This is a genomic window from Ensifer sp. EB106-03-01-XG145 (genome assembly GCF_058792075.1).
The window spans coordinates 152,961-178,194 of sequence record NZ_JBYTEC010000002.1 but is presented as its reverse complement, the minus strand read 5'-3'; the positions used below and the strand labels follow the sequence as shown (position 1 = coordinate 178,194).

General features: G+C 63.5%; 21 protein-coding genes. 12 read left to right on the top strand and 9 right to left on the bottom strand.

Going from position 1 to position 25,234, the window contains the following annotated elements; genetic code table 11:
- The first annotated feature begins 1 nt into the window (after position 1).
- The 6 genes from AC3WWH_RS09425 to AC3WWH_RS09400 all read left to right on the top strand — a co-directional run bounded on the left by AC3WWH_RS09425 (position 2) and on the right by AC3WWH_RS09400 (position 7,870).
- Positions 2-1,087 (top strand): sn-glycerol-3-phosphate ABC transporter ATP-binding protein UgpC, encoded by a 1,086-nt coding sequence (locus AC3WWH_RS09425; RefSeq protein WP_113398565.1) that lies wholly within the window; start codon positions 2-4, stop codon positions 1,085-1,087.
- Complete coding sequence (gene kduD, locus AC3WWH_RS09420) at positions 1,071-1,829, top strand: 2-dehydro-3-deoxy-D-gluconate 5-dehydrogenase KduD (RefSeq protein ID WP_058322791.1); 759 nt, start codon at positions 1,071-1,073, stop codon at positions 1,827-1,829. The genes AC3WWH_RS09425 and kduD overlap by 17 nt, the downstream gene beginning before the upstream one ends.
- Positions 1,830-1,838: 9 nt before the next feature.
- Positions 1,839-2,750: an alpha/beta hydrolase family protein gene (locus AC3WWH_RS09415; RefSeq protein WP_058322790.1), complete on the top strand. Its 912-nt coding sequence runs from the start codon at positions 1,839-1,841 to the stop codon at positions 2,748-2,750.
- 268 nt (positions 2,751-3,018) lie between these two features.
- Positions 3,019-4,968: a PrkA family serine protein kinase gene (locus AC3WWH_RS09410; protein WP_034798403.1), complete on the top strand. Its 1,950-nt coding sequence runs from the start codon at positions 3,019-3,021 to the stop codon at positions 4,966-4,968.
- A gap of 25 nt (positions 4,969-4,993) precedes the next feature.
- On the top strand, positions 4,994-6,313 hold the full coding sequence (locus tag AC3WWH_RS09405; protein WP_057251935.1) for a YeaH/YhbH family protein: 1,320 nt from the start codon (positions 4,994-4,996) through the stop codon (positions 6,311-6,313).
- Positions 6,314-6,325: 12 nt separating this feature from the next.
- Positions 6,326-7,870 (top strand): SpoVR family protein, encoded by a 1,545-nt coding sequence (locus tag AC3WWH_RS09400; RefSeq protein ID WP_058322789.1) that lies wholly within the window; start codon positions 6,326-6,328, stop codon positions 7,868-7,870.
- A gap of 191 nt (positions 7,871-8,061) precedes the next feature.
- Here the strand turns inward: AC3WWH_RS09400 and AC3WWH_RS09395 are convergent, their stop codons facing one another.
- Positions 8,062-8,985, bottom strand: coding sequence for a LysR family transcriptional regulator (locus AC3WWH_RS09395; protein WP_058322788.1), 924 nt, complete (start codon positions 8,983-8,985; stop codon positions 8,062-8,064).
- Between the two features lie 318 nt (positions 8,986-9,303).
- Here AC3WWH_RS09395 and AC3WWH_RS09390 point away from each other — a divergent pair, with 318 nt between their 5' ends.
- Together AC3WWH_RS09390 and AC3WWH_RS09385 are read left to right on the top strand one after the other, a co-directional pair.
- Positions 9,304-11,757, top strand: a complete 2,454-nt coding sequence (locus AC3WWH_RS09390; RefSeq protein ID WP_113398563.1) for a penicillin-binding protein 1A — start codon at positions 9,304-9,306, stop codon at positions 11,755-11,757.
- A 1-nt stretch (position 11,758) separates the two neighbouring features.
- Positions 11,759-13,495: a peptidoglycan D,D-transpeptidase FtsI family protein gene (locus AC3WWH_RS09385; protein WP_058322786.1), complete on the top strand. Its 1,737-nt coding sequence runs from the start codon at positions 11,759-11,761 to the stop codon at positions 13,493-13,495.
- 81 nt (positions 13,496-13,576) lie between these two features.
- Here the strand turns inward: AC3WWH_RS09385 and AC3WWH_RS09380 are convergent, their stop codons facing one another.
- Genes AC3WWH_RS09380 through AC3WWH_RS09350 form a run of 7 tightly spaced genes read right to left on the bottom strand, consistent with a single transcriptional unit; the run spans position 13,577 to position 20,235 of the window.
- Entirely contained in the window at positions 13,577-14,632 is a 1,056-nt protein-coding gene (locus AC3WWH_RS09380; RefSeq protein ID WP_113398562.1) for an ABC transporter substrate-binding protein, read from the bottom strand.
- Positions 14,633-14,649: 17 nt separating this feature from the next.
- On the bottom strand, positions 14,650-15,792 hold the full coding sequence (locus AC3WWH_RS09375; protein ID WP_113398561.1) for an FAD-dependent oxidoreductase: 1,143 nt from the start codon (positions 15,790-15,792) through the stop codon (positions 14,650-14,652).
- Positions 15,789-17,192 (bottom strand): FAD/NAD(P)-dependent oxidoreductase, encoded by a 1,404-nt coding sequence (locus AC3WWH_RS09370; protein WP_492376932.1) that lies wholly within the window; start codon positions 17,190-17,192, stop codon positions 15,789-15,791. The genes AC3WWH_RS09375 and AC3WWH_RS09370 overlap by 4 nt, the downstream gene beginning before the upstream one ends.
- Entirely contained in the window at positions 17,185-17,499 is a 315-nt protein-coding gene (locus tag AC3WWH_RS09365; RefSeq protein WP_113398559.1) for a (2Fe-2S)-binding protein, read from the bottom strand. The genes AC3WWH_RS09370 and AC3WWH_RS09365 overlap by 8 nt, the downstream gene beginning before the upstream one ends.
- 6 nt (positions 17,500-17,505) lie before the next feature.
- Positions 17,506-18,300: an ABC transporter permease gene (locus AC3WWH_RS09360; protein ID WP_113398558.1), complete on the bottom strand. Its 795-nt coding sequence runs from the start codon at positions 18,298-18,300 to the stop codon at positions 17,506-17,508.
- Between the two features lie 4 nt (positions 18,301-18,304).
- Entirely contained in the window at positions 18,305-19,177 is an 873-nt protein-coding gene (locus AC3WWH_RS09355; protein ID WP_492376931.1) for an ABC transporter permease, read from the bottom strand.
- Entirely contained in the window at positions 19,177-20,235 is a 1,059-nt protein-coding gene (locus AC3WWH_RS09350; protein WP_113511402.1) for an ABC transporter ATP-binding protein, read from the bottom strand. Before AC3WWH_RS09350 ends, AC3WWH_RS09355 begins: the two co-directional genes overlap by 1 nt.
- Before the next feature lie 334 nt (positions 20,236-20,569).
- Between AC3WWH_RS09350 and AC3WWH_RS09345 the strand changes: the two genes are divergently transcribed.
- Positions 20,570-21,394, top strand: a complete 825-nt coding sequence (locus AC3WWH_RS09345; RefSeq protein WP_113399370.1) for an IclR family transcriptional regulator — start codon at positions 20,570-20,572, stop codon at positions 21,392-21,394.
- 30 nt (positions 21,395-21,424) lie between these two features.
- Here the strand turns inward: AC3WWH_RS09345 and AC3WWH_RS09340 are convergent, their stop codons facing one another.
- A complete protein-coding gene (locus AC3WWH_RS09340; RefSeq protein ID WP_058322778.1) occupies positions 21,425-22,111 on the bottom strand; it encodes a TetR/AcrR family transcriptional regulator in 687 nt (228 codons plus the stop codon).
- Positions 22,112-22,254: 143 nt separating this feature from the next.
- Here AC3WWH_RS09340 and AC3WWH_RS09335 point away from each other — a divergent pair, with 143 nt between their 5' ends.
- Genes AC3WWH_RS09335 through AC3WWH_RS09325 form a run of 3 tightly spaced genes read left to right on the top strand, consistent with a single transcriptional unit; the run spans position 22,255 to position 25,227 of the window.
- Entirely contained in the window at positions 22,255-23,265 is a 1,011-nt protein-coding gene (locus tag AC3WWH_RS09335; protein WP_058322777.1) for an efflux RND transporter periplasmic adaptor subunit, read from the top strand.
- A gap of 7 nt (positions 23,266-23,272) precedes the next feature.
- Positions 23,273-24,514: an ABC transporter permease gene (locus tag AC3WWH_RS09330; protein WP_492376930.1), complete on the top strand. Its 1,242-nt coding sequence runs from the start codon at positions 23,273-23,275 to the stop codon at positions 24,512-24,514.
- Positions 24,511-25,227, top strand: coding sequence for an ABC transporter ATP-binding protein (locus AC3WWH_RS09325; RefSeq protein ID WP_058322775.1), 717 nt, complete (start codon positions 24,511-24,513; stop codon positions 25,225-25,227). Before AC3WWH_RS09330 ends, AC3WWH_RS09325 begins: the two co-directional genes overlap by 4 nt.
- Positions 25,228-25,234 lie beyond the last annotated feature (7 nt).

Genomic DNA, 25,234 nt, shown 5'->3' with positions numbered 1-25,234 from the left:
CATGGGCCACATCAAGCTTACCAATGTGACCAAGTCGTTCGGCGCCGTCGACGTGCTTCATGGCATCAACCTGGATATCAAGGACGGCGAACTCGTCGTCTTCGTCGGCCCCTCCGGCTGCGGCAAGTCCACGCTTCTGCGCATGATCGCCGGGCTGGAAAAGCCGACCGGCGGAGAGCTCGCGATCGACGGCAAGGTGGTCAACGACGTGCCGGCCGCCGACCGCGGCCTCGCCATGGTCTTCCAGTCCTACGCGCTCTATCCGCATATGAGCGTGCGCCAGAACCTCGCCTTCGGCCTCGAAAACACCCGCATGCCGAAGACGGAGATCGCCGAGCGTATTGGGGAAGCCGCGCGCATGCTGGAGATCGAGCCCTATCTCGAGCGCCGCCCCGGGCAACTTTCGGGTGGCCAGCGCCAGCGCGTCGCGATCGGCCGCGCGATCGTGCGCCGCCCCGTTGCCTTCCTGCTCGACGAGCCGCTGTCGAACCTCGACGCTGAACTGCGCGGCTCCACCCGCGCCGAGCTTGCGGCCCTCCACGCCCGGCTGTCGGCAACGATGATCTATGTGACACACGACCAGGTAGAGGCGATGACGCTCGCCGACCGCATCGTCGTCCTGCGCGCCGGCCGCATCGAGCAGATCGGTACGCCGCTCGAACTCTATAACAAGCCGGCCAACCGCTTCGTCGCCGGTTTCATCGGCTCTCCGCACATGAATTTCCTTGAAGGTACGTTGGAAGCGGTCGGCGCCGGCACGGCGGTCGCGACGCTGAAGGGCGGGCATCGGCTGCAGGTTCCAATCACGGACAACGCGGCGGCAAGCGGTTCACCCATCACGCTTGGCGTCCGGCCGCAGCACATCACGCTTGATGCCGGTGAAAGCGGCATTCCCGCCAAGATCCGCCTCGTCGAGGCGCTCGGTTCCGAAACCGTGCTGCATGCCGATGTCGCCGGCCAGAAGATCCTGGTCGTCGCCCCCGGTCAGCATGACCTGGCACCGGGATCCGACATCAGGCTGTCGCTTGCGGCTGCCCCCATACACCTCTTCAACGAAAAGGGGCTTCGCCTTGAACGCGCTGTTTGACCTCACAGGCAAGACCGCCCTCGTCACCGGCGCCCGCACCGGCCTCGGCCAGGGCATGGCCCTGGCACTCGCGCGGGCCGGCGCCGATATCGCCGCCCTCGGTTCGACGCCCATGCCGGAGACGGCAGCGCTGGTACGAGAGGCGGGTGTTCGCTTTCACGAACTGACCGTCGATCTCTCCAGGCCTTTCGACGCGGCGTCGGCGATCGGCGACGTCGTGGCCGCCCTCGGCGGCATCGACATCCTCGTCAACAATGCCGGCATCATTCGCCGCGCCGACCTGCTCGACTATTCCGAGGAAGACTGGGACAGTGTGCTCGACGTCAACCTGAAGGCGGCCTTTCTGCTGTCGCAGGCCGCAGCCAGACACATGGTCTCGACCGGACGCGCCGGCCGCATCGTCAATGTCGCCTCGATGCTGACCTTCCAGGGCGGCGTCCGCGTGCCGGCGTATGCCGCCTCGAAGCACGGCATCGCCGGCCTCACCAAGGCAATGGCCAACGAGCTGGCACCGCGCGGGATTACCGTCAATGCGATCGCCCCCGGCTACATGGCGACCGACAACACCGAGGCGCTGCGCAACGACCCCGATCGCAACGCCCAGATCTCCGCCCGCATTCCGATGGGGCGCTGGGGCACGCCCGACGATCTCGCGACCGCCGTGCTCTTCTTCGCAGCACCCGCCTCCGGCTATGTCACCGGAACGGTGCTGCCGGTCGATGGCGGCTGGCTCGTTCGCTAGGCGCCACCAATGTCCTTCTCCGCCGAGCGCCTGCGCACGCTTCTCGGTCTCGCTGATACGGAACTGTTCCTGGATGTCTGCGTGATGGAGGATCGTGGTTCTTACATCGTCGAGAGGCTGCGCTTTCGCACACCTCGCAACGGCGCTGAAATCCGCGGCTTTCTGACACGACCACCCGTCAACGACGGGCCTCGACCAGCGATCCTCTACGCCCACGCCCATGGCGGACGCTACGAGATCGGCGCGAACGAACTGCTTGATGGCCGGCCGGCACTGCTCAGCCCGCCTGGGCCCGTTCTCGCGGAGCACGGCTTCGTTACCCTGTGCATCGACATGCCGACGTTCGGAGAGCGCTCGATCGTAAGAGAGAGCGCCGCGACGAAGGCTGCCCTCTGGTATGGCGGAACCCTTTTCGGCCAGATGCTTTCCGAGCAGCAGGCAGCGCTCACTTGGCTTTCAATGCGTGACGACGTCGACCCCGCGCGCATCGGCATGACCGGGATCTCGATGGGCGCCACCCTTTCCTACTTCCTGGCTGCGCTCGACCCGCGGATCGCGGCAATCGCCCACCTCTGCTGCTATGCGGATTTCGCCACGCTCGTCGCAACCGGCGCTCACGATCTGCACGGCCATTATCTCACGATCCCCGGTCTGCTCACGGAGACCTCGACTGGCGAAATCGCCGGGCTCGTTGCACCGCGGCCACAATTGATCTGTGTGGGGCTCGACGATCCGCTGACGCCGCCGCAGGCGGTGGAGCGGGCCCATGCCGCAACGCGCGCCGCCTATCGGGCGGCTGGCGCCGAGCGCAACTTATCCTTGGTTGCAGAGCCCGGCATCGGCCACGTCGAAACGCCGACCATGCGGGATGCAGTTCTGGCCTTCTTCTCCCACCACCTCGGCGCGCCAGTCAGCGGCTGAGGAAACCAACTCTTCGTGCGCGGGCGGCAAGCATGGCTTTCAGGCTTCGCGAAGGTCGATCGTGCCGACCTTCTTGCCCCACATCACCGGTCCGATCAGGATTTCGTGATGTCGCAGTCACGATTTTTCATTCATCGAAACAACCCCTTCGAGAATCACCAGAAAGCGAGTACTCTGATGGAACATTGCGCATGGGACGCCGTTTATTCGAATGAGCGAGCCGATAAGCAGCGATCCCCGTCTCAGCCAGCGGCCGCGGGAGAGCATGATGCAAAAGAGCGAATGCGACGTTTTTGATCTCTTCTCGGAGATCTATACCAGTGCAGCGCAAGAAGAAATCAGCCTTCAAGAATACCTCCTCGCATGTCGCGACGACAAAAGCATGTATGCCACCGCGCAAGAGCGGATGGTCACTGCCATCGGTAATCCAACCCTGATCGATACCAGCGCGGACGAACGTCTCGGCCGCATCTTTTCAAACCGGACCGTCAAGATCTATCCATCCTTCGCCGATTTCTACGGCATGGAAGACACGATCGAGCGGATCGTCGGTTACTTCCGCTACGCTGCCCAGGGGCTCGAGGAGCGCAAACAGATCCTCTATCTGCTCGGACCGGTCGGCGGCGGCAAGTCGTCACTCGCCGAGCGGCTGAAGAAACTGATGGAGCTGCAGCCGATCTACACGCTGGCAGTCGGCGGCAAGGTCAGCCCCGTCTTCGAATCCCCCCTCGGCCTCTTTCACCCCGACCGCATGGCCGACTTGCTCGAAGACAAATACGGGATCGGCAGGCGCCGTCTGACCGGTCTGATTTCGCCCTGGGCGACGAAGCGGCTCGACGAAGTCGACGGCGATATCTCCAAGTTCAGTGTGGTCAAGCTGATGCCATCGCGGCTGCGCCAGGTGGCGATCGCGAAGACGGAACCCGGCGACGAGAACAACCAGGACGTTTCCTCGCTGGTCGGCAAGGTGGACATCCGCCAGCTTGAAAACTACAGCCAGGCCGACCCCGACGCCTATTCCTACAGCGGCGGCCTCAACCGGACGACGCAGGGCCTGCTCGAGTTCGTCGAAATGTTCAAGGCGCCGATCAAGGTCCTGCATCCCTTGCTGACGGCGACCCAGGAAGGCAACTACAACGGCACTGAAAGCTTTGGAGGGTTCCCCTACCAAGGCATCGTCGTTGCGCATTCCAACGAATCGGAATGGCTGCAATTCAAGAACAACAAGAACAACGAGGCCTTCCTCGACCGCATCCTGGTCGTCAAGGTGCCCTACTGCCTGCGCGTTACTGAGGAGCGGCAGATCTACGAGAAACTGCTGCGCGAAAGCGAGCTCACCAAGAGCCCCTGCGCGCCGGAAGTGCTGGAAAGCCTCAGCCGCTTTACCGTCTCGACCCGGCTTGCCCGCCACGAGAACTCGCCGCTCTATACCAAGATGCGGGTTTATGACGGCGAGAACCTGAAGGACACCGATCCCAAGGCGAAGTCCGTTCAGGAATATCGCGACGCCGCCGGCGTCGACGAGGGTATGACCGGCATCAGCACCCGCTTTGCCTTCAAGGTGTTGTCCGAGACCTTCAACTACGACACCAAGGAGGTCGCGGCCGATCCCGTGCACCTCATGTATATCCTGGAACAGGCGATCCGCCGCGAACAGTTCCCGAAGGAGACCGAGGCGAGCTATCTCGATTTCATCAAGTCCGAGCTTGCCTCGCGCTACGCCGAATTCATCGGCCACGAAATCCAGAAGGCCTATCTCGAATCCTACAGCGAATACGGTCAGAACCTCTTCGACCGTTACATCGCCTATGCCGACGCCTGGCTGGAAGACCAGGACTTCAAGGATCCCGACACGGGGCAGATCCTCAACCGGGAGATCCTCGACAGCGAGCTGTCGCAGATCGAAAAGCCGGCCGGCATTGCGAACCCCAAGGACTTCCGCAACGAGGTCGTAAAGTTCACCCTGCGCGCCCGCGCCAAGAACCATGGGCGCAACCCCTCCTGGACGAGCTACGAGAAGCTTCGCGACGTGATCGAGAAGCGCATGTTCGGCCAGGTCGAAGACCTGCTGCCGGTCATCAGCTTCGGCTCGAAGAAGGACAGCGCCTCCGAGAAGCAGCATGCCGAATTCGTCCAGCGCATGACCGAGCGCGGCTATACCGAGCGTCAGGTCCGACGGCTGGTCGATTGGTACATGCGGGTCAACAAGGCGGGCTGACGATGCCGAAGCAGGGGATTGGTATATGCCGAATTTCATCGACCGGCGGCTCAATCCGAAGGATAAGAGCCTCGGCAACCGACAGCGTTTTCTGAAACGGGCCCGCGAGGAACTCAAGCGGGTCATCAAGGAACAGGTCAAATCCGACAGGATCATCGACGTCGATGCCGCCCACGGCGTACCGATGCCGACCGACGGTGCCAGTGAGCCGACATTCCAGCCGGCCCGCGGCAGCGGCGAACGCAATTATGTGCTTCCCGGCAACAAGCAGTTTTCGGCCGGCGACCGCCTGCCGAAGCCGGAAGCGGGTGGGGGTGGAGGCGGCAAGGGCCGCCCCGGGACCGGAGAAAGCGAAGACGACTTCCAGTTCATCCTGTCGCGCGAAGAGGTGCTGGATCTCTTCTTTGAGGATCTGGAATTGCCCGACATGGTCAAGCTCAGCCTCAAGGAAACGGTGACGTTCAAACCGCGTCGCGCAGGCTTTGCCACCGCCGGCACGCCGACCAACATCAATGTCGGGCGGACGATGCGCAACAGCTTCGGCCGGCGCATGGCGCTGCATCGGCCCAAGGAAAAGGAACTGACCGTCCTTTCCGAGGAGATCGCGCGGCTGGAGGCGGCGCCGGAGATTTCGCCGAAGGACCGCCAGAGGCTCAGCGAGCTTCGCAGCGAACTGGAGAGGATCGAGCGCAAGCGGCGGCGCATTCCCTATGTCGACCCGGTCGACATCCGCTTCAACCGCTTCGAACAGCAGCCGCTGCCGAACGCCAATGCGGTGATGTTCTGCCTGATGGATGTCTCGGCCTCCATGGGCGAACGCGAAAAGGATCTCGCCAAGCGCTTCTTCGTGCTTCTGCACCTGTTCCTGAAACGGCGCTACGAACGGATCGACATCGTCTTCATCCGTCACACGGACGAGGCCCGCGAGGTCGACGAGGAGACGTTCTTCTACAGCACCCAGAGCGGCGGCACGATCGTCTCGACCGCGCTCGAGGAGATGATCAGGATCATCGAGGACCGCTACCCCTCGCAGATCTGGAATATCTATGCCGCGCAGGCCTCCGACGGCGACAACATCATCGGCGACAGCGAGCATTGCGCAGCGCTCCTCCGGGAGAAACTGACGAAGCTCTGCCAGTACTACGCCTATGTCGAGATCATCGACGAGCGAGAGACGGAGATCTTCGGATCGACGGACAACGGCACTGCGCTCTGGCGTGCCTATCGCACGGTGGATGGCGAGAAGTCGAATTTCCAGATGACGCGCATCGCCAAGCCCGCCGATATCTACCCGGTCTTCCGCAGGCTCTTTGCCCGGCAGCCGGCCACACGCACCCGGAAATGAGGGGACGACCGGATGGCTCGACGTGCGACTTCAGGCCTCCTGTTCCAGGGCTCGGACTGGAACTTCACGACCCTTTCGCGTGCCTATGACGCGATCGAGCAAGTCGCGCTTGAGGAAATGGGCCTCAGCGTCTACCCGAACCAGCTGGAGATCATCACCTCCGAGCAGATGCTCGACGCCTATTCCTCGGTCGGCATGCCGCTCATGTACCAGCATTGGTCCTTCGGCAAGCGCTTCGCCTATGAGGAGCACCACTATCGCAAGGGGCACCGCGGCCTCGCCTATGAGCTGGTGATCAATTCCAACCCCTGCATCACCTATCTCATGGAAGAAAACACGATGGCGATGCAGGCGCTGGTCACGGCGCATGCCGCGTTCGGCCACAATCATTTTTTCAAGAACAACTACCTCTTCCGCCAGTGGACCGATGCCGGTGCGATCCTGAGCTACATGGATTTCGCCAAGAAATACGTGACCAAATGCGAGGAGCGGCACGGCACCGCCGCCGTCGAGGCGATCCTCGATTCGGCCCATGCGCTGATGGACCAGGGCGTCTTCCGCTATCGCCGGCCGCCGCGGCTCTCCTCCGAAAAAGTTCGGGAACGGGCGCGGGAACGGCTGGAATATGAGGAACAGACCTATAGCGATCTCTGGCGAACGCTGCCGCAGACGGCCGAGAGCCATGACCCGGCCGAGGCCGAGCGGGACGCTTCCGAGCGCAAGAAGGTGCTGAACCTGCCGGAAGAGAACCTGCTCTATTTTCTCGAGAAACACAGCCTGATCCTGGAGCCGTGGCAGCGGGAATTGCTCCGGATCGTTCGGGTCATCGCGCAATATTTCTACCCGCAGCGGCAGACGAAGGTGATGAACGAGGGCTGCGCGACCTTCGTCCACTACACCATCATCAACCGGCTCTACGACCAGGGCCGGATTGGCGAGGGCCACATGCTGGAACTCTTGCAGAGCCACTCCAACGTCGTCTTCCAGCCGGATTTCGACGACCGGCGCTATCCCGGCATCAACCCCTATGCGCTCGGCTTTGCAATGATGCAGGACATCCAGCGGATCGCCACCGAGCCGACGGCCGAGGACCGCGACTGGTTTCCGTCCTTTGCCGGCAACGGTGACTGGATGGAGACGCTGCGCGACGCCTGGGCCAACCACCGCGACGAATCCTTCATCCTGCAGTATCTGAGCCCGGCCGTTATGCGCAAATTCCGGCTGTTCCATCTCGCGGACCGCGCGTCCGAGCGTTTTGTCGAGGTCGCGTCGATCCACAACGAACGCGGCTATTCGGCGGTTCGCTCGGCGCTTTCCAACAGCTACGACGTCGCCGCCAACCAGCCTGATATTCAGGTGATGGACGTCGATCTGCTGGGCGACCGGCACCTTCGATTGCAGCACAACATCAAGAGCGGCATCGTGCTCGAAGAGGGCAGCCGTAACGCGACGTTGCGTCATGTGCGCCACCTCTGGGGCTACGAGGTCAGCCTCGCCGGCGTCGACCCACAAACCGGCCGCACAGTGTATGAGTATTCGACGACAAAGGATGGCTGAGCAAGACGCGAGCGGGCTGCCTCTCCCCGTTAATGCCGACAAGGGCGGCGCCCTGGGTGGGCACAAACGGGCATCACAAGAATTCAGGGCAGACATTAGAATTATTTGGTCTTATGGCAGCCTCAAGCACGTGCGCGCTGCGCCGCGAGGCGCAACCCGGGTCTACGCCACCAAGGAAAAGATTTTCCGTCTCAGCCGGCGAGCGCGTCTTGTGCCAGAGGTGGCGACATGGCCGCTGCCTGCTGTGCTGCCGCAGCAGCCAGCCATTCGCTGAACGCCTGCATCGCCGGCGTGACCGGACGTGATTTCAGCCGCGTCAGCCAGTAGCTACCCATCGAGGTGTGGACGTCGAAAGGCTGTCGGATCGTGCCGTTCGACAGCAACCGCGAGAACATCATTGGGGGCGCGAGCGCCACGCCAATCCCCTGGGCTGCAGCCTCCATCATCGCCAGCGAACTATCGAAGACGATCCCCTTCAGCAGCGGCGCCGGATAGGCAATGCCGGCCGCTTCGAACCAATTCACCCATTCGTCGGCCCGGTAGGACCTGAGCAGCGTTTCGTTCAGGAGATCGGCGGGCGTCTTCAGCCGATCGGCGATCTCTGGAATGCAGAGCACGGAAAGCGGCGCCTCGAAGAGCCGCGTCGCCTCGATATTATGCCAGGAGCCGCCGCCGAAGCGGATGGCGAAATCCAAACCTTCCGCGGCCATGTCGACCCGGTTGTTGTTGGTCGAAAGGCGGACATCGATGAACGGGTATTTGGCCTGGAAGTCGGCAAGTCGCGGCAACAGCCAGCCGACGGCAAAGGTGCCGACGGCGCCGATCATCAGCACTTCGCGAATGTGCCCGGCCTCGAAGCGCTCGAGCATGTCGGCCATCCGATCGAAGGAATCCCGCAGCACCGGCAGCAATGCCTCCCCCTCCGCCGTGATCATCAGTCCGCGCGGCAATCGCTTGAACAGGGTGACGTTCAGTCGGCTTTCGAGCAGCTTCACCTGGTGGCTCACCGCAGCCTGCGTCACGCAGAGTTCGATCGCCGCGCGGGTGAAGCTCAAATGCCGCGCCGATGCCTCGAAGGCGCGCAGCGCATTGAGCGGAAGATATGGCCTGACCATGTATGCCCTAACTCATCTAATGGGTCTCGCAAATAAACGTGGTTTGTTGCTCGGGCACAATCCCTTTACGGTGAACTCCATCGGCTGACGCGGCTGTAGCTCGGCAGCATCAGCTCAGGAAGGTGCCGCCGATTGCGCCGCTTACGGGGATCGATCCCATGCGCCGTTTCGCCTGGCCATAGCGCCCAAACGCATCGTCTCCGCAGCCGACATCACGCATGCCGGCGAAGCCAAATGCCGTTCCAAGACAGGCCGCGAGCCGCACCGACACCCGTGCCGGCCAGCCCGTCTATTGCCCCAAAGGTCCGTTCCGCCCTTATGAAGTTCATCGCAAACCTGCTTGGTACATCCCTCAATCTCGTAACCGTCGTCGCACTCGCGGCGGCCACGGTCGTCGCAGCGTTGACGCGACACCTGCCCGATCACCGCACGCTCGCGAACTGGGAACCGGCAGTCACCACCCGCCTCTATGCCGGCGACGGCATGATGGTCGGAGAACTCGCGCGTGAACGCCGGCTGTTTCTGCCGATCGGCGCGATCGCCGTTCGCATCCGCCAGGCATTCCTTTCGGCCGAGGACAAGAATTTCTACGCCCATCCCGGAATTGATGTTGCGAGCATCGGCACGGCGCTTCTGTCCAATCTCGCCAACTACGGTTCCGGCCGTCGCATGATCGGCGGCTCGACGATCACGCAGCAAATCGCCAAGAATTTCCTCCTGTCTTCCGACCGGACGGTGGAGCGGAAGCTGCGCGAAGCGATCCTTTCGCTGCGGATCGACCAGACCTATTCCAAGGACCGTATTCTCGAACTCTATCTCAACGACATCTATCTCGGGCGCGGCGCCTATGGCGTGGCACAGGCGGCGCTCACCTATTTCGGCAAGCCGGTGAGCGAGCTCTCGGTTTCTGAGGCCGCCTTCCTCGCCGCCCTGCCGAAGGCGCCCAACAATTACGATCCCGATCGCCAGGCGGAGCGCGCAATGGGCCGCCGCAACTGGGTCATCGACCAGATGCGCCGGAATGACTTTATCGACGCAGCGACGGCTGCCCAGGCGGCGGCAGCTCCTCTCGGCGTCGATCGGCGCACGCCATCGCCCGCGGTCGCCGCTGCCGACTACTTCACCGAAGAGGTCCGCCGCCAGCTCAACACCCAGTATGGCGAGGCTGCACTCTACACCGCCGGCTTTTCGGTGCGCACCACGCTCGATCCGTCGCTGCAGGAGGCGGCGATGAAAGCGTTGCGCAAGGGCCTCGTCGCCTATGACCAGGCGAAAGGCTACCGCGGCCCGGTCGCCAGAATATCCTCGATCAAGGACTGGCCTTCGGCGCTCGCCAAGCTCCGGCCGCTTTCCGACGTGCCGGAATGGCGGCTGGGCGTGGTGCTCGCCGCCGGGAAGGCCGACGCGGAAATCGGTCTCCGCCCGGAGTCCACGGCGTCAAACGGGATCACCCCGGCAGAGACCATAGGCCTTGACCGGAAAGGCGCCACCTGGGCGCTCTGCCGCTCGGCCAAGGGAAAGCACAACTGTGCCGCAGGCATCGATGGCGTTCTGACGCCCGGCGATGTCGTCTATGTGGAGAAGCAGGAGGACGGCTATGTCCTGCGGCAGCCGCCGCTCGTTCAGGGCGCGCTCGTTTCCATGGATCCGAACACCGGTCGCGTGCTCGCAGTCGCCGGCGGCTTTTCCTACGTACAGTCGGAATTCAACCGCGCGACGCAGGCCTATCGCCAGCCCGGCTCATCCTTCAAGCCCTTCGTCTATGCCGCCGCTCTCGACAACGGCTATGCGCCGACGACGCTGGTGATGGATGCGCCGATCGCCCTTGCCGACGGTGCCGGCAGGACATGGAAGCCGAAGAACTACGACGGGCGCTTCAGCGGTCCTTCCACCTTGCGCGTCGGGCTGGAAAACAGTCGCAACCTGATGACCGTGCGTCTCGCCCGACATCTCGGCATGGATCTCGTGGCAGATTACGGCAAGCGCTTCGGCATCTATGACGAGCTCAAACCCTATCTGCCGATGTCGCTCGGCGCCGGCGAGACGACGCTGTTGCGGCTGGTTTCGGCCTATGCGGTCATCGCCAATGGCGGCAAGGCGGTCACGCCCTCGATGGTCGACCGCATCCAGGACCGCTACGGCCGCACGATCTTTCGCCACGACCAGCGCCGCTGCGACGATTGCAACGGCGCCGACTGGACCGGCCAGGAAGAGCCCGTCCCGGTCGATGATCGCGATTATGTGCTCGACCCGATGACCGCCTATCAGGTGACCTCGATGCTGCGCGGTGTCGTGGAGCGCGGCACCGCCAGGAATGTCGGCTCGCTCGGCGTGCCGATCGCCGGCAAGACCGGAACCACCAATGACGAAAAGGACGTCTGGTTCGTCGGCTTCACCCCGAACATCGTCACCGGCGTTTTCCTTGGCTACGACACGCCGAAGCCGATGGGCTATGGTGAAACCGGCGGCGGTCTCGCCGCACCCATCTTCATCGACTTCATGAAGATAGCCCTTCAAGGGCGTCCGGCGGCCGATTTCCACGCGCCACCAGGCATGATGCTGGAGGCGATCGACAGGAAGAGCGGCCAGCCTGTGCCCGAGGGCACCCCCGGAGCCATTATCGAATCCTTCAAGCCAGGGACGGCCCCCTGCATGAGCGGGTGCGCCGTCATCGACGGTTTCGAAACGGCGAGCACGTCGGCCACCGCCGACCCAGACCTCTCCCCGGAACTGCGTGAAAAGCTGCTCACCAACGGCAACGGGCTCTATTGATATGGTACGTCAGGTTCAGTCCCGCCCGGATCGTCGTGGCCGGCTCCTCTTTGTCATCGGCGCCTTCGCGCTGGTCTTCGGCCTCATGCTCGCGCGCCTCGTCCAGCTTGGCGTCGCGGACTATGAGCGGACCGGCTACATACCGCCGCCGCCGAGCCTTGGCCGCCCGTCGATCCTCGACCGGAACGGCAATCTGCTGGCGATCGATGTGCCGAGTTCCGGGCTTTATGCCGAACCACGGCTGATCGTCGATGTCGACGAGGCCGTCGAGAAGCTGACCGCGATCTTCCCTGACATCGACGGGCGCGATCTCTACCGACGGCTGAAGAGCGGCGCAGCCTTTGCCTGGATCAAGCGTCAGGTAACGCCGGCGGAGGAACAGGCCGTCTGGAACGCCGGCATTCCCGCTATCGGCTTCCAGCGCGAGAAGCAGCGCTTTTATCCCAACGGATCGCTCGCCGCCCATGTGCTCGGCACCGTCGATATCGACAATATCGGCATTGCCGGTATCGAGAGATGGATCGAGGGACAGGGGCTGGAGGTCTTGCGCCAAAGCGGTATGGATCTCTCCCACCGCAATCTCGAGCCGGTGAGTGTCACGCTCGACATCCGCATCCAGCACGCGCTCGAGACCGAGCTGCGCAAGGCGATCGCCAAGTTCAGCGCCAAGGCGGGCGCCGGGCTGGTGCTTGATGTCACCAATGGCGAGATCCTGGCGCTCGTTTCCTATCCCGATTTCGACCCGAATCTGCCTGTCGATGCGCTAAAGCCCGATCGCATCAACCGCATCGCCGCCGCCACCTTCGAGATGGGCTCGACCTTCAAGGCGCTGACGACGGCGATGGCGCTCGACTCGGGCCAGTTCACCCTTCGCTCCGTCATCGACGCGAGCAGGCCGCTCGCCTTCGGCCGTTTCCGCATCAACGACTATCGCGGCCAGTATCGGCCGCTGACGCTGCCCGAAGCCTTCATCTACTCCTCCAATATTTCGATGGCGAAGATGGCGATTGCCGTAGGCCCGGAAAACCTCAAGGCGTTCCTGACGCGGTTCGGGCAGATGTCGCGGTTGACGACCGAACTGCCGGAAAGCGCCCATCCGCAATTGCCGCGGCGTTGGGGCGAGATCGATACGGCAACCGCCTCCTACGGTCACGGTATCGCCGTCACGCCGCTGCAGGCGAGTATCGCAGTTGCGGCGCTCGTCAATGGCGGCCATCTCATAAGGCCGACGCTGATCAAGGGCGCACCGCTCGAAGAGCGCATAATCGCCCGCGACCTGATCAAGCCGGAGACCGGAGAGGCGCTGCGTTACCTGCTGCGGCTCAACGCCAAGACCGGCTCGGCAAAACGGGCGGGGGTCAAAGGCTATTTCATCGGCGGCAAGACCGGCACGGCCGAGAAGGTCGTCGGCGGCCGTTACTCCAAGGAACTCAACATCACGTCCTTCATGGGCATCGTCCCGGTGGATAACCCGCGTTATCTCCTGCTCACCTTGCTCGATGAGCCGAAGGGCCTGCCGGAAACCTATGGTTTCCGCACCTCGGGCTGGAACGCAACACCGCTCGGAGGTGCGGTCTTCGAGCGCATCCTGCCGATGCTTGCGCTGATGCCCGATTTCGAGATCGCCGATGTCAGCTTTCCTGATATCAGCAGCCAAGGGGCTTTCGGCTCACAGCTCTTTCCGTCGTCGACAAGCAAGGGCGAACGCAACAGCCGTCCCATCGACGGCGCGCTCTGACGCGCGCCTTGCCTGAACGCAGCAACGCCCCCGTGCCGTCCACGAGGGCGTGTGCATGCGCGAACAAAGGTTAGCTAATGCTTACCTTTCGATCATGCGGTTCCAGCGCTTGTTCCATTCCTGCCGGTTCTGGTTAATTGCATCCCAATCGAGAACCTTGGCGGTCTCCATGTTGGTCTTGAAGGTCGAAAGCTTCGCGTTCGCCGCATCCGTGCCCGCCTTGGCATTGATGTTCGACGGGATGATGTTGCCGTTGTCGAGCGCCAGGCTCTGCGCCTCGGCCGAAAGCAGGTAGTGGGCGAGCTTCTGGCTGAGGTCCGGCTCGCTGTTGTTAGCGATCACGCATTCGGTGACGGCGAGCACGACCGAGCCTTCCTTGGGCTGGGCATATTCGACCGGAATGCCCTTGTCCTTCAGGTTGTTGACGGCCGTCGGCGTCAGCGGGAAGATCGCCGCCTCGCCGGTCTGCACCATCTCCGAGATCTTGGCCGAGCTCGGAATGAACTCGATGACGTTCTTGCCGATCGTATCGGAGAACTTCTCGAAGCCGGGCTCGACGTTGGTCTCATTGCCGCCCTGGATGCGGTTGAACATCAGGAAGGCGTGCAGGCCGAAGCTGGAGGCGGAGGCGGACTGGAACACGACGGCGTTTTCGAACTTCGGATCGGCCATGTCCATCCACGACGTCGGCGCCGGCCAACCCTTCTCGTCGAAGAGCTTCTTATTGTAGGCAAGCCCGGTCATGCCCATGTCGACGCCGATCGCCATGTCGTCCTTGAGGCGCGCGGACGGCTGGATCTGGTCGAGCACCGGATCGGCGGAAATCTTCTGGCAGAGGCCGCCGCCGATCGCGCGCACCATCACGCCGTCGTCGAGCAGCATGACATGCATCTGCGGATTGTCCTTGGCAGCGGTCGCCTTTGCCAGAATATCGGCGGAGGTGCCGGGCACGACGACGACCTTGACGTCGTTCGCCTTCTCGAAGGGCGGCAGCACGTGTTCGGTATAGGCACGCTCGAAGTTGCCGCCGTTCATGCCGATATAGAGCGTCTTGGTTTCCGCCGACGCAGCGTTCTGCTGCAGGACAAAGGCCAGCAATGCGAGGGCCGTGGTTTTGGTAAGCCGTTGGTCGATCATGGTATTCCCCTTTCTGTTTACAACGAGGCTGCAGTTTCGACCGCCACCTTGCGGAAGCGGCCAATGGAAAAGGCGTCGATGGGCGTGGTGCTGCGGCCCTCGGTGACGAGCTCTGCGAGCACCTCGCCGACGGCGGGTGCTGTCTGGAAGCCCGCGCCGCAGAAGCCGAAGGCGTGGAAGAGGCCTGATGTCGTTTCGCTCGGGCCGATCACCGGGTTGCCGTCGGGCATCTCGGCCTCGGTTCCGGACCAGAAGCGGATGACCTGGGCATCGGCCAGATGCGGAAAGAGCGCGATGGCGCGCTGCATGACCGAGGAGGCAGCAGTCACCGACGGGCGCGAATAGTCCGGATCGCCAAGCGGCAGACCACGACCACCGCCCATGACGTAGTTGCCACGGGCCACCTGCCGGCCATAGAAGCTGCCGCCCTGCTCGCCCATGCTGACAGGCAGCCGCAGCGGCAACGGTTCGGTGACCACCATCGACGGATAGATCCGCGTCAGCGGCACCACCTCGCCGAATTGGGCGGCAAAGCGATCGGACCAGGCGCCGGCGCTGTTGACCAGTTGCCGGCATCGGATCTCGATGCCGTCACCGGCAAGGATGACAAAGCCGTTGCCCGTCGCAGTAACCTCGCGCACGGGCGTCTGCTCCAATACGGTGACACCTGCCCGCTCGGCTGCCCGCGCAAATGCAGGCGCGACCAGACGCGGATTGGCATGGCCGTCCTCAGGGCAGAGGGACGCGCCGACCGCCTTCGCCGAGAGCCAGGGAAACCGCTCAGTCAGCGCTGCTCCGGCGACGAGCTCAAGCCCGAGACCGTAATCCCTTGTTGTCTCGGCATAGGCCTCGAGCTTGGCGAAATCCTTCTCCGTGCGGGCAAGCTTCAGATGGCCGGAGCGGACATATTCGGCATCGATACCGATCATCGCCTTAAGCTGCGGCCAGATGCGGTGCGACCGCTGCGAAAGCGGCAATTGCTCCGGAGGGCGGCCCTGCCGGCGTACGCCGCCATAGTTCACCCCGCTCGCCTGGGCGCCGCAATGGCCTTTGTCGAGCAGCGTAACGGCGAGCCCGGCCTTGCGCATGGCAAGCGCTGCGGAGCTGCCGACCAGCCCGCCGCCGATGATCGCGACGTCGACGGAGATGCGCCGGCTCATGAGCGGGTCTCCGTTTCGGCACTAGCGCCGAAACCGAGCGGGATCGGCTTGACCGGCGCCTGGGCGCGCAGACGGCCGACCGCGCCGGCGGACGTGCCGCACGCACCGCTCAGGAGTTCGGTCGCAGCAGCGGAGCACATCCGCCCCTGGCAGCGGCCCATGCCAACGCGGCTCAACGCCTTCAGGCGGTTGATTTCGGTGATCGATCCTGCCGCGATAGCGCGGCGTCCCTCGGCGATGGTGATCTCCTCGCAACGGCAAAGCGTCGTTTCGTCGGGAACTGTCTCGAACCAGTCATCCGGGAAGGGAAAGGCGCGTTCGAGGATGTCGCGCTGGCGCAGGATTGTGTCACGCGCTGCCACCAGGCGGGTCGTATCCGCCGACCTTTGACCCATGTCCTGAAGCAGGGCGGCAGCCGCGAGCTCGCCAGAGATTTCCGCTGCATCCGCACCGGCAATGCCGCTGCCGTCGCCGGCAACATAGACGTCCGGCCGGCTCGTGCGCCCCATGGTGTCGCGCTCCGGCAGCCCGACGCGGTCACGCTCGTCGAAGCGGAAACGGCAACCGGCAAGATCGGCAAGCTGGGTTTCCGGCCGGAGCGCGAAGCCGTAGGCGAGCGCGTCGCAGGCAATCGTCTCGACGACATCGCCCTTGAGCGTCCGCCGGCGGAAACGCAGACCCTCGACTTGGCCCTTGCCGAGAACCGCCTCGGGCCGCACGCCACAACGGATCCTCACGCCGGCAAGCTGGAGCTGCAGCCCGTAGAAGAGACCGAGCGCGACGATGCGTGGCGCGTGCACGGCAAGCGACAGCAGGTGCCGCTTCGATGTGACGGGTGCGGTATCGAGAACGGCTTCGACGCGCGCACCGGCCTTCATGTATTGCCAGGCAACGAGATAGAGCAGCGGCCCGGACCCCATGAAGACGACGCGCGCGCCGATCGTGCACCCTTGCGCTTTCAGCGCTGTCTGCGAGGCACCGAGCGTATAGACGCCGGGCGTCGTCCATCCCGGGAACGGCAGCACGCGATCGGTCGCCCCGGTGCAGAGGATCAGCTGCGAAAAGCCGACCTGCCTATGAACGCCTGATGAAAGAATATCGAGCTGATTGCCGCGCTTGGGGGCGGAGATATTCCAGACGAGCGTTTCGGGCTGGTAGTCAATTTCGGGCAGCAGCGCCTCGAAGGTCTCATGCAGCCTTTGTGCTTTGCCGGCTTCCGAACCATAGCGGCTCCGGTAGGATCGTCCGTCCTCGATCAGCGGGCGGCGATAGATCTGCCCGCCGGCGCGCTGGCCTTCGTCGAGCACGATCGGCCTGAGGCCGGCGCGGACGAGGCGCTCGGCAGCACGAATGCCAGCGGGGCCTGCACCGACGATAACCGGCTGCAACGGCTCACTCATGAGCGGCCCCCGCCATGGCGTCGAGATCGGTGATGAAGGCCATGCCCGGCTCAAGCGCCGTGCTGCAGGCCCTGACGCGGCTGCCATTCGCCAACATCACGTAGCAATCCTGGCAGGCGCCGATCAGACAGAAGCCGGCCCGGTCCTCGCCGGTGAATTCGCTCTGCCGCAGACGGCCGCTGACGGAGAGGATCGCCGTCAGCACCGTGTCGCCGCGCCGCCCGGTTTCGGGCACGCCGTTCAGCGTGAAGGGCACAGGTGTCTCGTCCAGGCGGTAGCGCCGCCGGAATTGTGCATGCATCGACATCGGATCTCAGCCCTTGCCCACCAGCAACCGGTCGAGACCGAACAGCCGATCGAGAATGATCATGGTGACGGTTGCGAGCGCGATCATCAGCGTCGAAACGGCCGCCATCATCGGGTCGATGGATTCGCTGGCATACATGTACATGCGCACCGGCAGCGTCACGGTCGACGGCGAGGTCACGAAGATCGACATGGTCAGCTCGTCGAAGCTGTTGATGAAGGCGAGCAGCCAGCCACCGCTGATGCCCGGCAGCATGAGCGGCATGGTGATCCGGCGAAACACCGTCCATTCGGCGGCACCCAGCGTGCGCGCCGCATTCTCGGCATTGCGGTCCATGCTGGTCAGCGACGCGAGGATCAGCCGCAGCGTATAGGGCGTGACGACGATCGCATGGGTGGCGACCAGCCAGGCGAAGGAGCCGCCCATGCCCATCAGCGAAAAGAGACGCAGGAAGGCAACGCCGAGAACCAGGTGCGGGATGATCAGCGGCGACAGGAACAAGGCATTCAGCGCCTCGCGGCCGCGGAACTCGTAGCGGGTGATTGCCAGCGCCGCCGGCACCGCAAACACGGTGGAGATGGTCGCCGAAAGCAGTGCCAGCCGGACGCTGTTTCCGAAGGATGACATGAAGTCGGCGTGATGGAACACCGCCTCGAACCAGCGCAGCGAGAGGCCGTTCCAGGGCATCGTCAGCGTGTTCTCCGGCGTAAAGGCGACGAGGCAGACGACCACCATCGGCGCCAACATGAAGACGACGACAAGGCTATGAAAAACAAGAGCAATGGGACCGTTTCTCTGCATGGCTTCAACCCAGCTTGCGCTTCGCCTGCCGCTCGATGAGGCGGTTATAGGCAAGCATGATCACGAGATTGGCGACGAGGACGATGATCGCGATGGTCGCGCCGAGCGGCCAGTTGAGCTCGATCAGGAACTCGTCGTAGACGAGCGTCGCTGCCATTTTCAGCCGCCGGCCGCCAAGCAGGCCCGGAATGGCGAAGGAGCTGGCCGACAGCGCAAAGACGATCAGACTTCCGGAGAGGATGCCGAGGGCCGCCTGCGGGAAGACGATGCGGCGAAGGGCCGTGAAGCGCGAGGCGCCGAGGGTGAGCGCTGCCGCCTCGACCGTCGGATCGAGTTTCTGCAGAACCGTCCAGACCGGGATCACCATGAACGGCAGCATGATGTGCACGAGGCCGATGACGATCGCCGTCTCGGTGTAGAGAAGCTGGACCGGGTCGACGCCAACAATGGCAAGTGCGCTGTTCACGAAGCCGTTCTTGCCGAGCAGCATGCTCCAGCCGAAGGTGCGCACCACCACGGAAACGAGCAGCGGACCAATGATCACCAGGAGGAAGATCGACCGCCAGGGCTTGCGCATGTTCGAGAGAATATAGGCCTCCGGCACGCCGATCAGCACGGTGATGACCGTCGTTAGCAGCGCCAGACGCAGCGTGCGCCAGAAGGTCGAAAGATAGTATTCGTCCTGCAGCACCGTCAGGTAATTGGCGAAGGTTAAGTCGCTCTGGATGCCGGCCGTATAGTCGTAGCTGTTGAAGGAAAGAATGACCGTCAAGAGCAGCGGCAAGAGGACGAGGCCGACGAAGAACAGGGTCGTCGGCCCGGAGAGTGCCAGCGGCGCGAGCAGGCGCGGCTTGATGGCGGACGTGGCGGCGCTCATCAGTTCGCCGCTCCGGCCAGCACACGACAATCGGCGTTCTGCCAGGCGAGCCCGACGGTTTCGCCTTCCATCGGCGGCGGCGCGCCGAGATTGGGGACCGCAACCGCGAGAACGCCCGCCGACGTCTCGGCGCTGACCAGCCATTGGCTGCCCATGAAATAGCGCGTCGTCACCTTGCCCTGGATCTGGCCTTCAGTCGGTTCCGTCAGCCGCAGCTTTTCCGGACGGATGAAGACCGAGACCTTGCCATCCGGCTCGCGACGATCGGTGTTGAAGCGGATCGGCGTGTTGTCGATGCTGATCGACGCGCCCTTGCCGTTGAAAGCCGCGGTCGCGCGCAGAAAATTGGACTTGCCGACGAAGGACGAGATGAAGTCGTTGCGCGGATGCTCGTAGAGCTCATAGGGCGTATCGACCTGGGTGATGCGCCCCTTTTCCATGACCACAACGCGGTCGCTGATCGACAACGCTTCCGCCTGGTCATGGGTCACCATGATCGTGGTGATGCCGACGGTCTGCTGGATGCGGCGCAGCTCGAACTGCATCTCTTCGCGAAGCTGCGCATCGAGGTTCGACAGCGGCTCGTCGAGCAAGAGCACCGGCGGATTGATGACGAGCGCACGGGCGATCGCGACGCGCTGGCGCTGGCCGCCGGACATCTCGCGCGGATAGCGATCGGCAAGGGCCGAGAGGTGAACGAGCGCAAGGATCTCCTTGATGCGTTTGTCGCGGTCCGCCTTCGCGACCTTGCGCATCTCCAAACCGAAGGAGACGTTCTGGGCGACGGTCATATGCGGGAAAAGCGCGTAGCTCTGGAAAACGACGCCGAGTTCACGCTGCGGCGGTGGCAGGTGGGTGATGTCGCGCCCACCCATGGTGATGGTGCCGGCGGAGGGGCGCACGAGCCCGGTGATCATCTGCAGGGTCGTCGTCTTGCCGCAGCCGGAAGGGCCGAGCAGCGAGATGAACTCGCCCTTTTCGACCGCCAGATCGAAATCGTGAACGGCCGCAACCGATCCATAGAACTTGGAGACCTTCTCGAGGTTCAGGAAACTCATGCTCACTCTCCCGTGGGTCGCTGCCCCCAGGGATCGCCTGCCCCGTTTTTCTTGTCGGCGATCCCGGCGGCGACGACACGTCGTCAACCATCAAACCTCATCTCAGGCGATGCGATTTCCGCCGGACGCAACCGCGACGACAAAGGCGCGATTTCGCGATCGGGATAGCCTCCCGGCTATCCACGTTGTGGCGCATCCACCCTCAAGAAAGGCTTGTGAATTAACTCCAGGAAATTGACGAAAAACACAAATGCAATTTTCTATTTTGGAATTTTTTGTTAGAAAAATCCGATATACGGAATCCCGTCATGTGAATATTGAAAGATTTGCGCGTATGTCGGAATCAGAGAATGCAGGAAGCTCCAGCCTTTCCAAGGCGATCCACATCCTGAAAGATCTCGCGGAGAACGCGACGGAGGGTGTGCGGGTGATCGATCTCGCGCGCAGGCTGAATCTCACCCAGCCGTCGGCGCACCGGCTGCTGAAGAGCCTGATCGCCGAAGGGCTCGTCGAGCAGATGCCGGAAGGAAAATCCTATCGTCTGTCGTTGGAGTTCTTCTCGATCGCGTCGCAGGCGCGCAGGCGCGAAGGCATTCTCGACATCGCCCGCCCATCGCTTCTCAGGCTCTCGGCCACCTTCAACGACACCGTCTTCCTGCTGGTGCGCAGCAATTTCGACGCGATCTGCCTCGACCGGGTCGAGGGGCCCTTCCCGATCCGCTCCTTTACCGGCGACATCGGCGGCAAGGTGCCGCTCGGCATCGGCCAGGGCAGTATCGCCATTCTCGCCCACCTGCCGGAGGAGGAGCGGGAAGCGATCATCAAGTTCAACATGCCGCGCATCATGGACCGGGCTGCGATCGACGAGGTGGATCTGCGCATCAAGATCGAAGAGGTCAGGCGGATCGGTGCCGCGCAGATGAACTTTGAAATGATCGAGGGCATGGCCGGCCTCGGCGTGCCGGTGCTCGACCGCAACGGCATTGCAGTCGCCTCTTTAAGTATCGGCACGCTGGCATCGCGCCTGACGGAAACGCGAAGCGGCACCATCACCGATCTCCTGAAGGCCGAGGCGCAGGCAATCAGCAGCAAGCTCAACCCCTTCGACCCGACACTGCGCTATCCGGCCTCCGCCTTGCGTGCCGCGCAGAAGGGCTGAGAGACGCACACGTCGTAGCGCAGCGACAGCTCACGCCTCCAGGAAGGCGCGGGCGAAGCCCGGCTCGGTCACCTCGATCGAGCCATCCGGAAGCTTCAGGAAGCGCTCGATCGCGGTGCCGTAGGTTCGCATCCAGCCATCGAGCATCGCCGCGGCGCCATCTAGATCGCCAGCCTCGTAACGTTGCAGCGCCTTGTACATCACCTTGGCGACGCTCACGCGCAGTTGCAGCAGCATCAAGGCTGCTGCTTCCGGATCGGGCGCATCGAGCGTCCCCTCCTCATGCCCGCGCCGCAGCATCTCGGCGACCAGGGGTATGCTCACCGCCAGCAGGGCCTCGTCGATGCGGTGATAGAGAGCAACGTTTTCGGGCTTGAAAAGCGCGTTGAAGGTGTTCTTCAGCTGCGGCGCCATGTCGAGTTTCAGCCGCCTCGAGCCGGCGAAAAGTGCGTTCAGCTGCCCGACCGCATCAAGCGACGGGTCGTCGAAAAGCGGCTGCAACTCCTTCAGGTTCCGCTGCGCCAGGCGAGTGGCAACCGCCTCCAGCAACGCCTCCTTCGAAACGAAATAGTGGTAGAAGGCGCCCTTGGAGACATTGGCCTCACGGATGACGTCGTTGACCGTCGTATTCTCGTAGCCGTGTTGGAAGAACAGCCGCTCGGCACAATCGATCAGCTCGTTCGATCGGACTTCCGGCGATTTTTTCGTTCTGACCATAAGCACTCCAGAACAGCGGCTTAGCACGGGTTCACAGCGCGGTCCACGACGCTCCTGATGGCAAGGGTAACACGCATCCTTGAAACAAACCGACCGTCGGTCTATTTATACAGAACTGACTGGAAGCATTCAAGGAGCGTCTCGTGCAGCTGGCTCGTTTTGCAATCGGAGGGGCGGTTATCGTCGCCATCGGCGCGACGGTTTCCTGGTATCTGTTTCGCCCGGTTCCCGTGTCCATCATTGCGCCAAAGCGCGGCGACGCGGCGGAGATCATCTATGCGGATGGCGTCGTGGAGCCGCGCACCTGGGCGAAAGTCACACCTACGGTCGCCGAACGCATCGTCGAACAATGCAATTGCGAAGGTGAACGTGTCGCCAAAGGCGATGTGCTCGCCCGCCTCGACGACACCGAGGCACGGGCAGCACTCGGCGAACTCCAGGCACGGCTGACGCTGGCGCAGGAGGAGTATCGGCGCAAATTGGCGCTCTCCGAACGCAGCACGATCAGCGAACAGGAAGTCGACCGGGCACGCAGCGAACTCGGCCAGCTCGAAGCCCTTGTCGCCGGCCGTCAGGCGCGGCTTGCGACCTATGTGCTGCGCGCGCCGAGCACCGGCCAGGTGCTCAGGCAGGACGGCGAGATCGGCGAAGTCGCGGATCTCGACACGGTACTCTTCTGGGTCGGGGAACCGAAACCGCTGATCGTCACGGCCGACGTCAACGAAGAGGATATTCCGCGCGTCGAAGTCAGTCAGCGCGCGTTGTTGCGATCGGATGCCTTCCCCAACCAGAAACTCGAGGCGACGGTCGACAGCATCACCCCCAAGGGCGACCCGGTGACGAAGACCTATCGCGTCCGCTTCCGCCTGCCCGACGACACGCCGCTTCGGATCGGCATGTCGACCGACGTCAACATCGTCGTGCGCGTGTCGCATGGTGCCTTGATCCTCCCGACCGTAGCGCTGGAGGGGACAAAGGCTGCGGTGATCGACGGCAATCATGCCAGGATACGGGAATTGAAAACGGGCATACGCGGCGCCGACGGCGTCGAGATTCTCTCCGGTCTGGAAGATGGCGCGCGCGTCGTCTCCCCCTTCCCGACCGGCCTTGCCGATGGCACGCGCGTCAAGGTCACGCCCGTCCCGGGAACATGAGCTCGCCATGCGCCTCATCCTCGACCTCGCACTGACCCACATCTCCGGCCGCGGCCGGCAGACGATCGTCGCGATGCTGGGCGTTGCGGTCGGCGTCGGGTTCTCCATCGCCATGGCAGCTCTGATGCAGGGCGGCCAGGACGATTTCGTCCGCCAGCTCGTCGACACGATGCCGCATGTCCAGGTGACCGACGAGCAGCGGACGGCGCGGCGGCAACCGGCAGAAGACCTGTTCGATGCAGCGGCCATTTCCGGCCTCAGGCCACGCGACGATCGGCGCGGCATCATCAACCCCACCGCGGCACTCTCCTGGCTCGATGGCTGGATCCCGGGCCGCTTTGCCGCCCCCCTCAAGGCGCAAGGCGTCATCCGCTATTCCGGCCAGGAGGTCGGTGCTGCCGTCATCGGCATCGATCCGCAGGCGGAACCCGGCGTCTCGCCGATTATCGGAGACTTCAAGGCCGGCAGCTTCGCCGCACTTGCCGCCGGCGGCAATAATGTGGTGGTCGGCGATACGATGGCCTCCCGGCTCGGCGCCAAGCTCGGCGATACGCTCACCGCCGTCTCTTCGGAAGGGCTCAGCCGCCGCTTCAAGATCGTCGGTCTCTTCCACACCGGCACGACGGCGCGCGACGAGGGCGAAGCCTATGTGTTGCAGAAGAACGCGCAGATCCTCTCGGCCCGGCCAAACGCGATCAACGAGATCAACATCAAGCTCGACGATCCGAACGCGGCGCCCACGGTGGCGCGGCGCATCGAGGCGGAACTCGGCTACAAGGCGGTTGCCTGGCAGGATGCGAACGAGTCGATCCTCGAGGCGCTCGTCGTGCGCAACGTCATCATGTACACGGTCGTTGCGGCGATCATGCTGGTCGCAGGCTTCGGTATCTTCAACATCATCTCGACGATCACGCACGAGAAGGCGCGCGACATCGCCATCATGAAGTCGCTCGGCTTCACCGAGGCCGACATGCGCATCCTGTTCGTGCTCGAAGGTGTGGCGATCGCGACAGCCGGCACGCTGCTCGGTTGGTCGCTCGGCTTCGCCATGGTCTATGCGCTCTCGCTCGTGCGCTTCGAGATATCCGCGACCGGCCAGGAAATGACCCGGCTACCGATCGCCTGGAGCATGCTGCACTATCTGATCGCCGCCGCCTTCGCGCTCGGATCGGCGGCCGTCGCCGGCTATTTGCCGGCAAGGCGGGCGGCCCGCGCCAATCCCGTCGACATCATCAGGGGCGCGACATGAGCACGCTGATCGAAACAAGGGATCTGACGCGCATCCTCAGGGAGACGGTGCCGGTTACCCTGGTGAAAGACATCTCTCTTGTTATCGGCGAGCAGGAGTTCGTCGCAGTCACCGGCCCGTCAGGCTCGGGCAAGTCGTCGCTCCTCTATCTGCTCGGCCTGCTCGACCGGCCGACCGGCGGCACGCTCGTGATCCGCGGCCGCAACACGGCCCGGATGGACGAGGACGAAAGGGCCGCCACGCGGCTTGCCAATATCGGCTTCGTCTTCCAGTTCCATTTCCTGCTGCCGGAATTCACTGCCCGCGAGAATGTCGAGATCCCCATGCGCAAGCTCGGTCGCCTTGGCCGGAACGAGATGCGCCAAAGGGCGAGCGATCTGCTTGCAGCACTCGGCCTTGCCGATCATTTCGACAAACGGCCAGACCAGCTTTCGGGCGGCCAGCGCCAGCGCGTGGCCGTGGCCCGCGCACTGGCCAACGATCCGCCGCTGATCCTTGCGGACGAGCCGACCGGCAGCCTCGACAGCCAGAGCTCCGAACAGGTCTTCAAGATCCTGGAAACGCTGGTGCGCGAGCGGGGAAAGACGGTGGTCGCAGTCACCCACGACCTCGACATGGCCTCGCGCATGGACCGGCGCCTTCATTTGATCGATGGGCGCCTGACCACGGAGGCGGACAGGGCCTCAGGCGAAGGCGTGTTGCCGGACACCTGACGCCCGG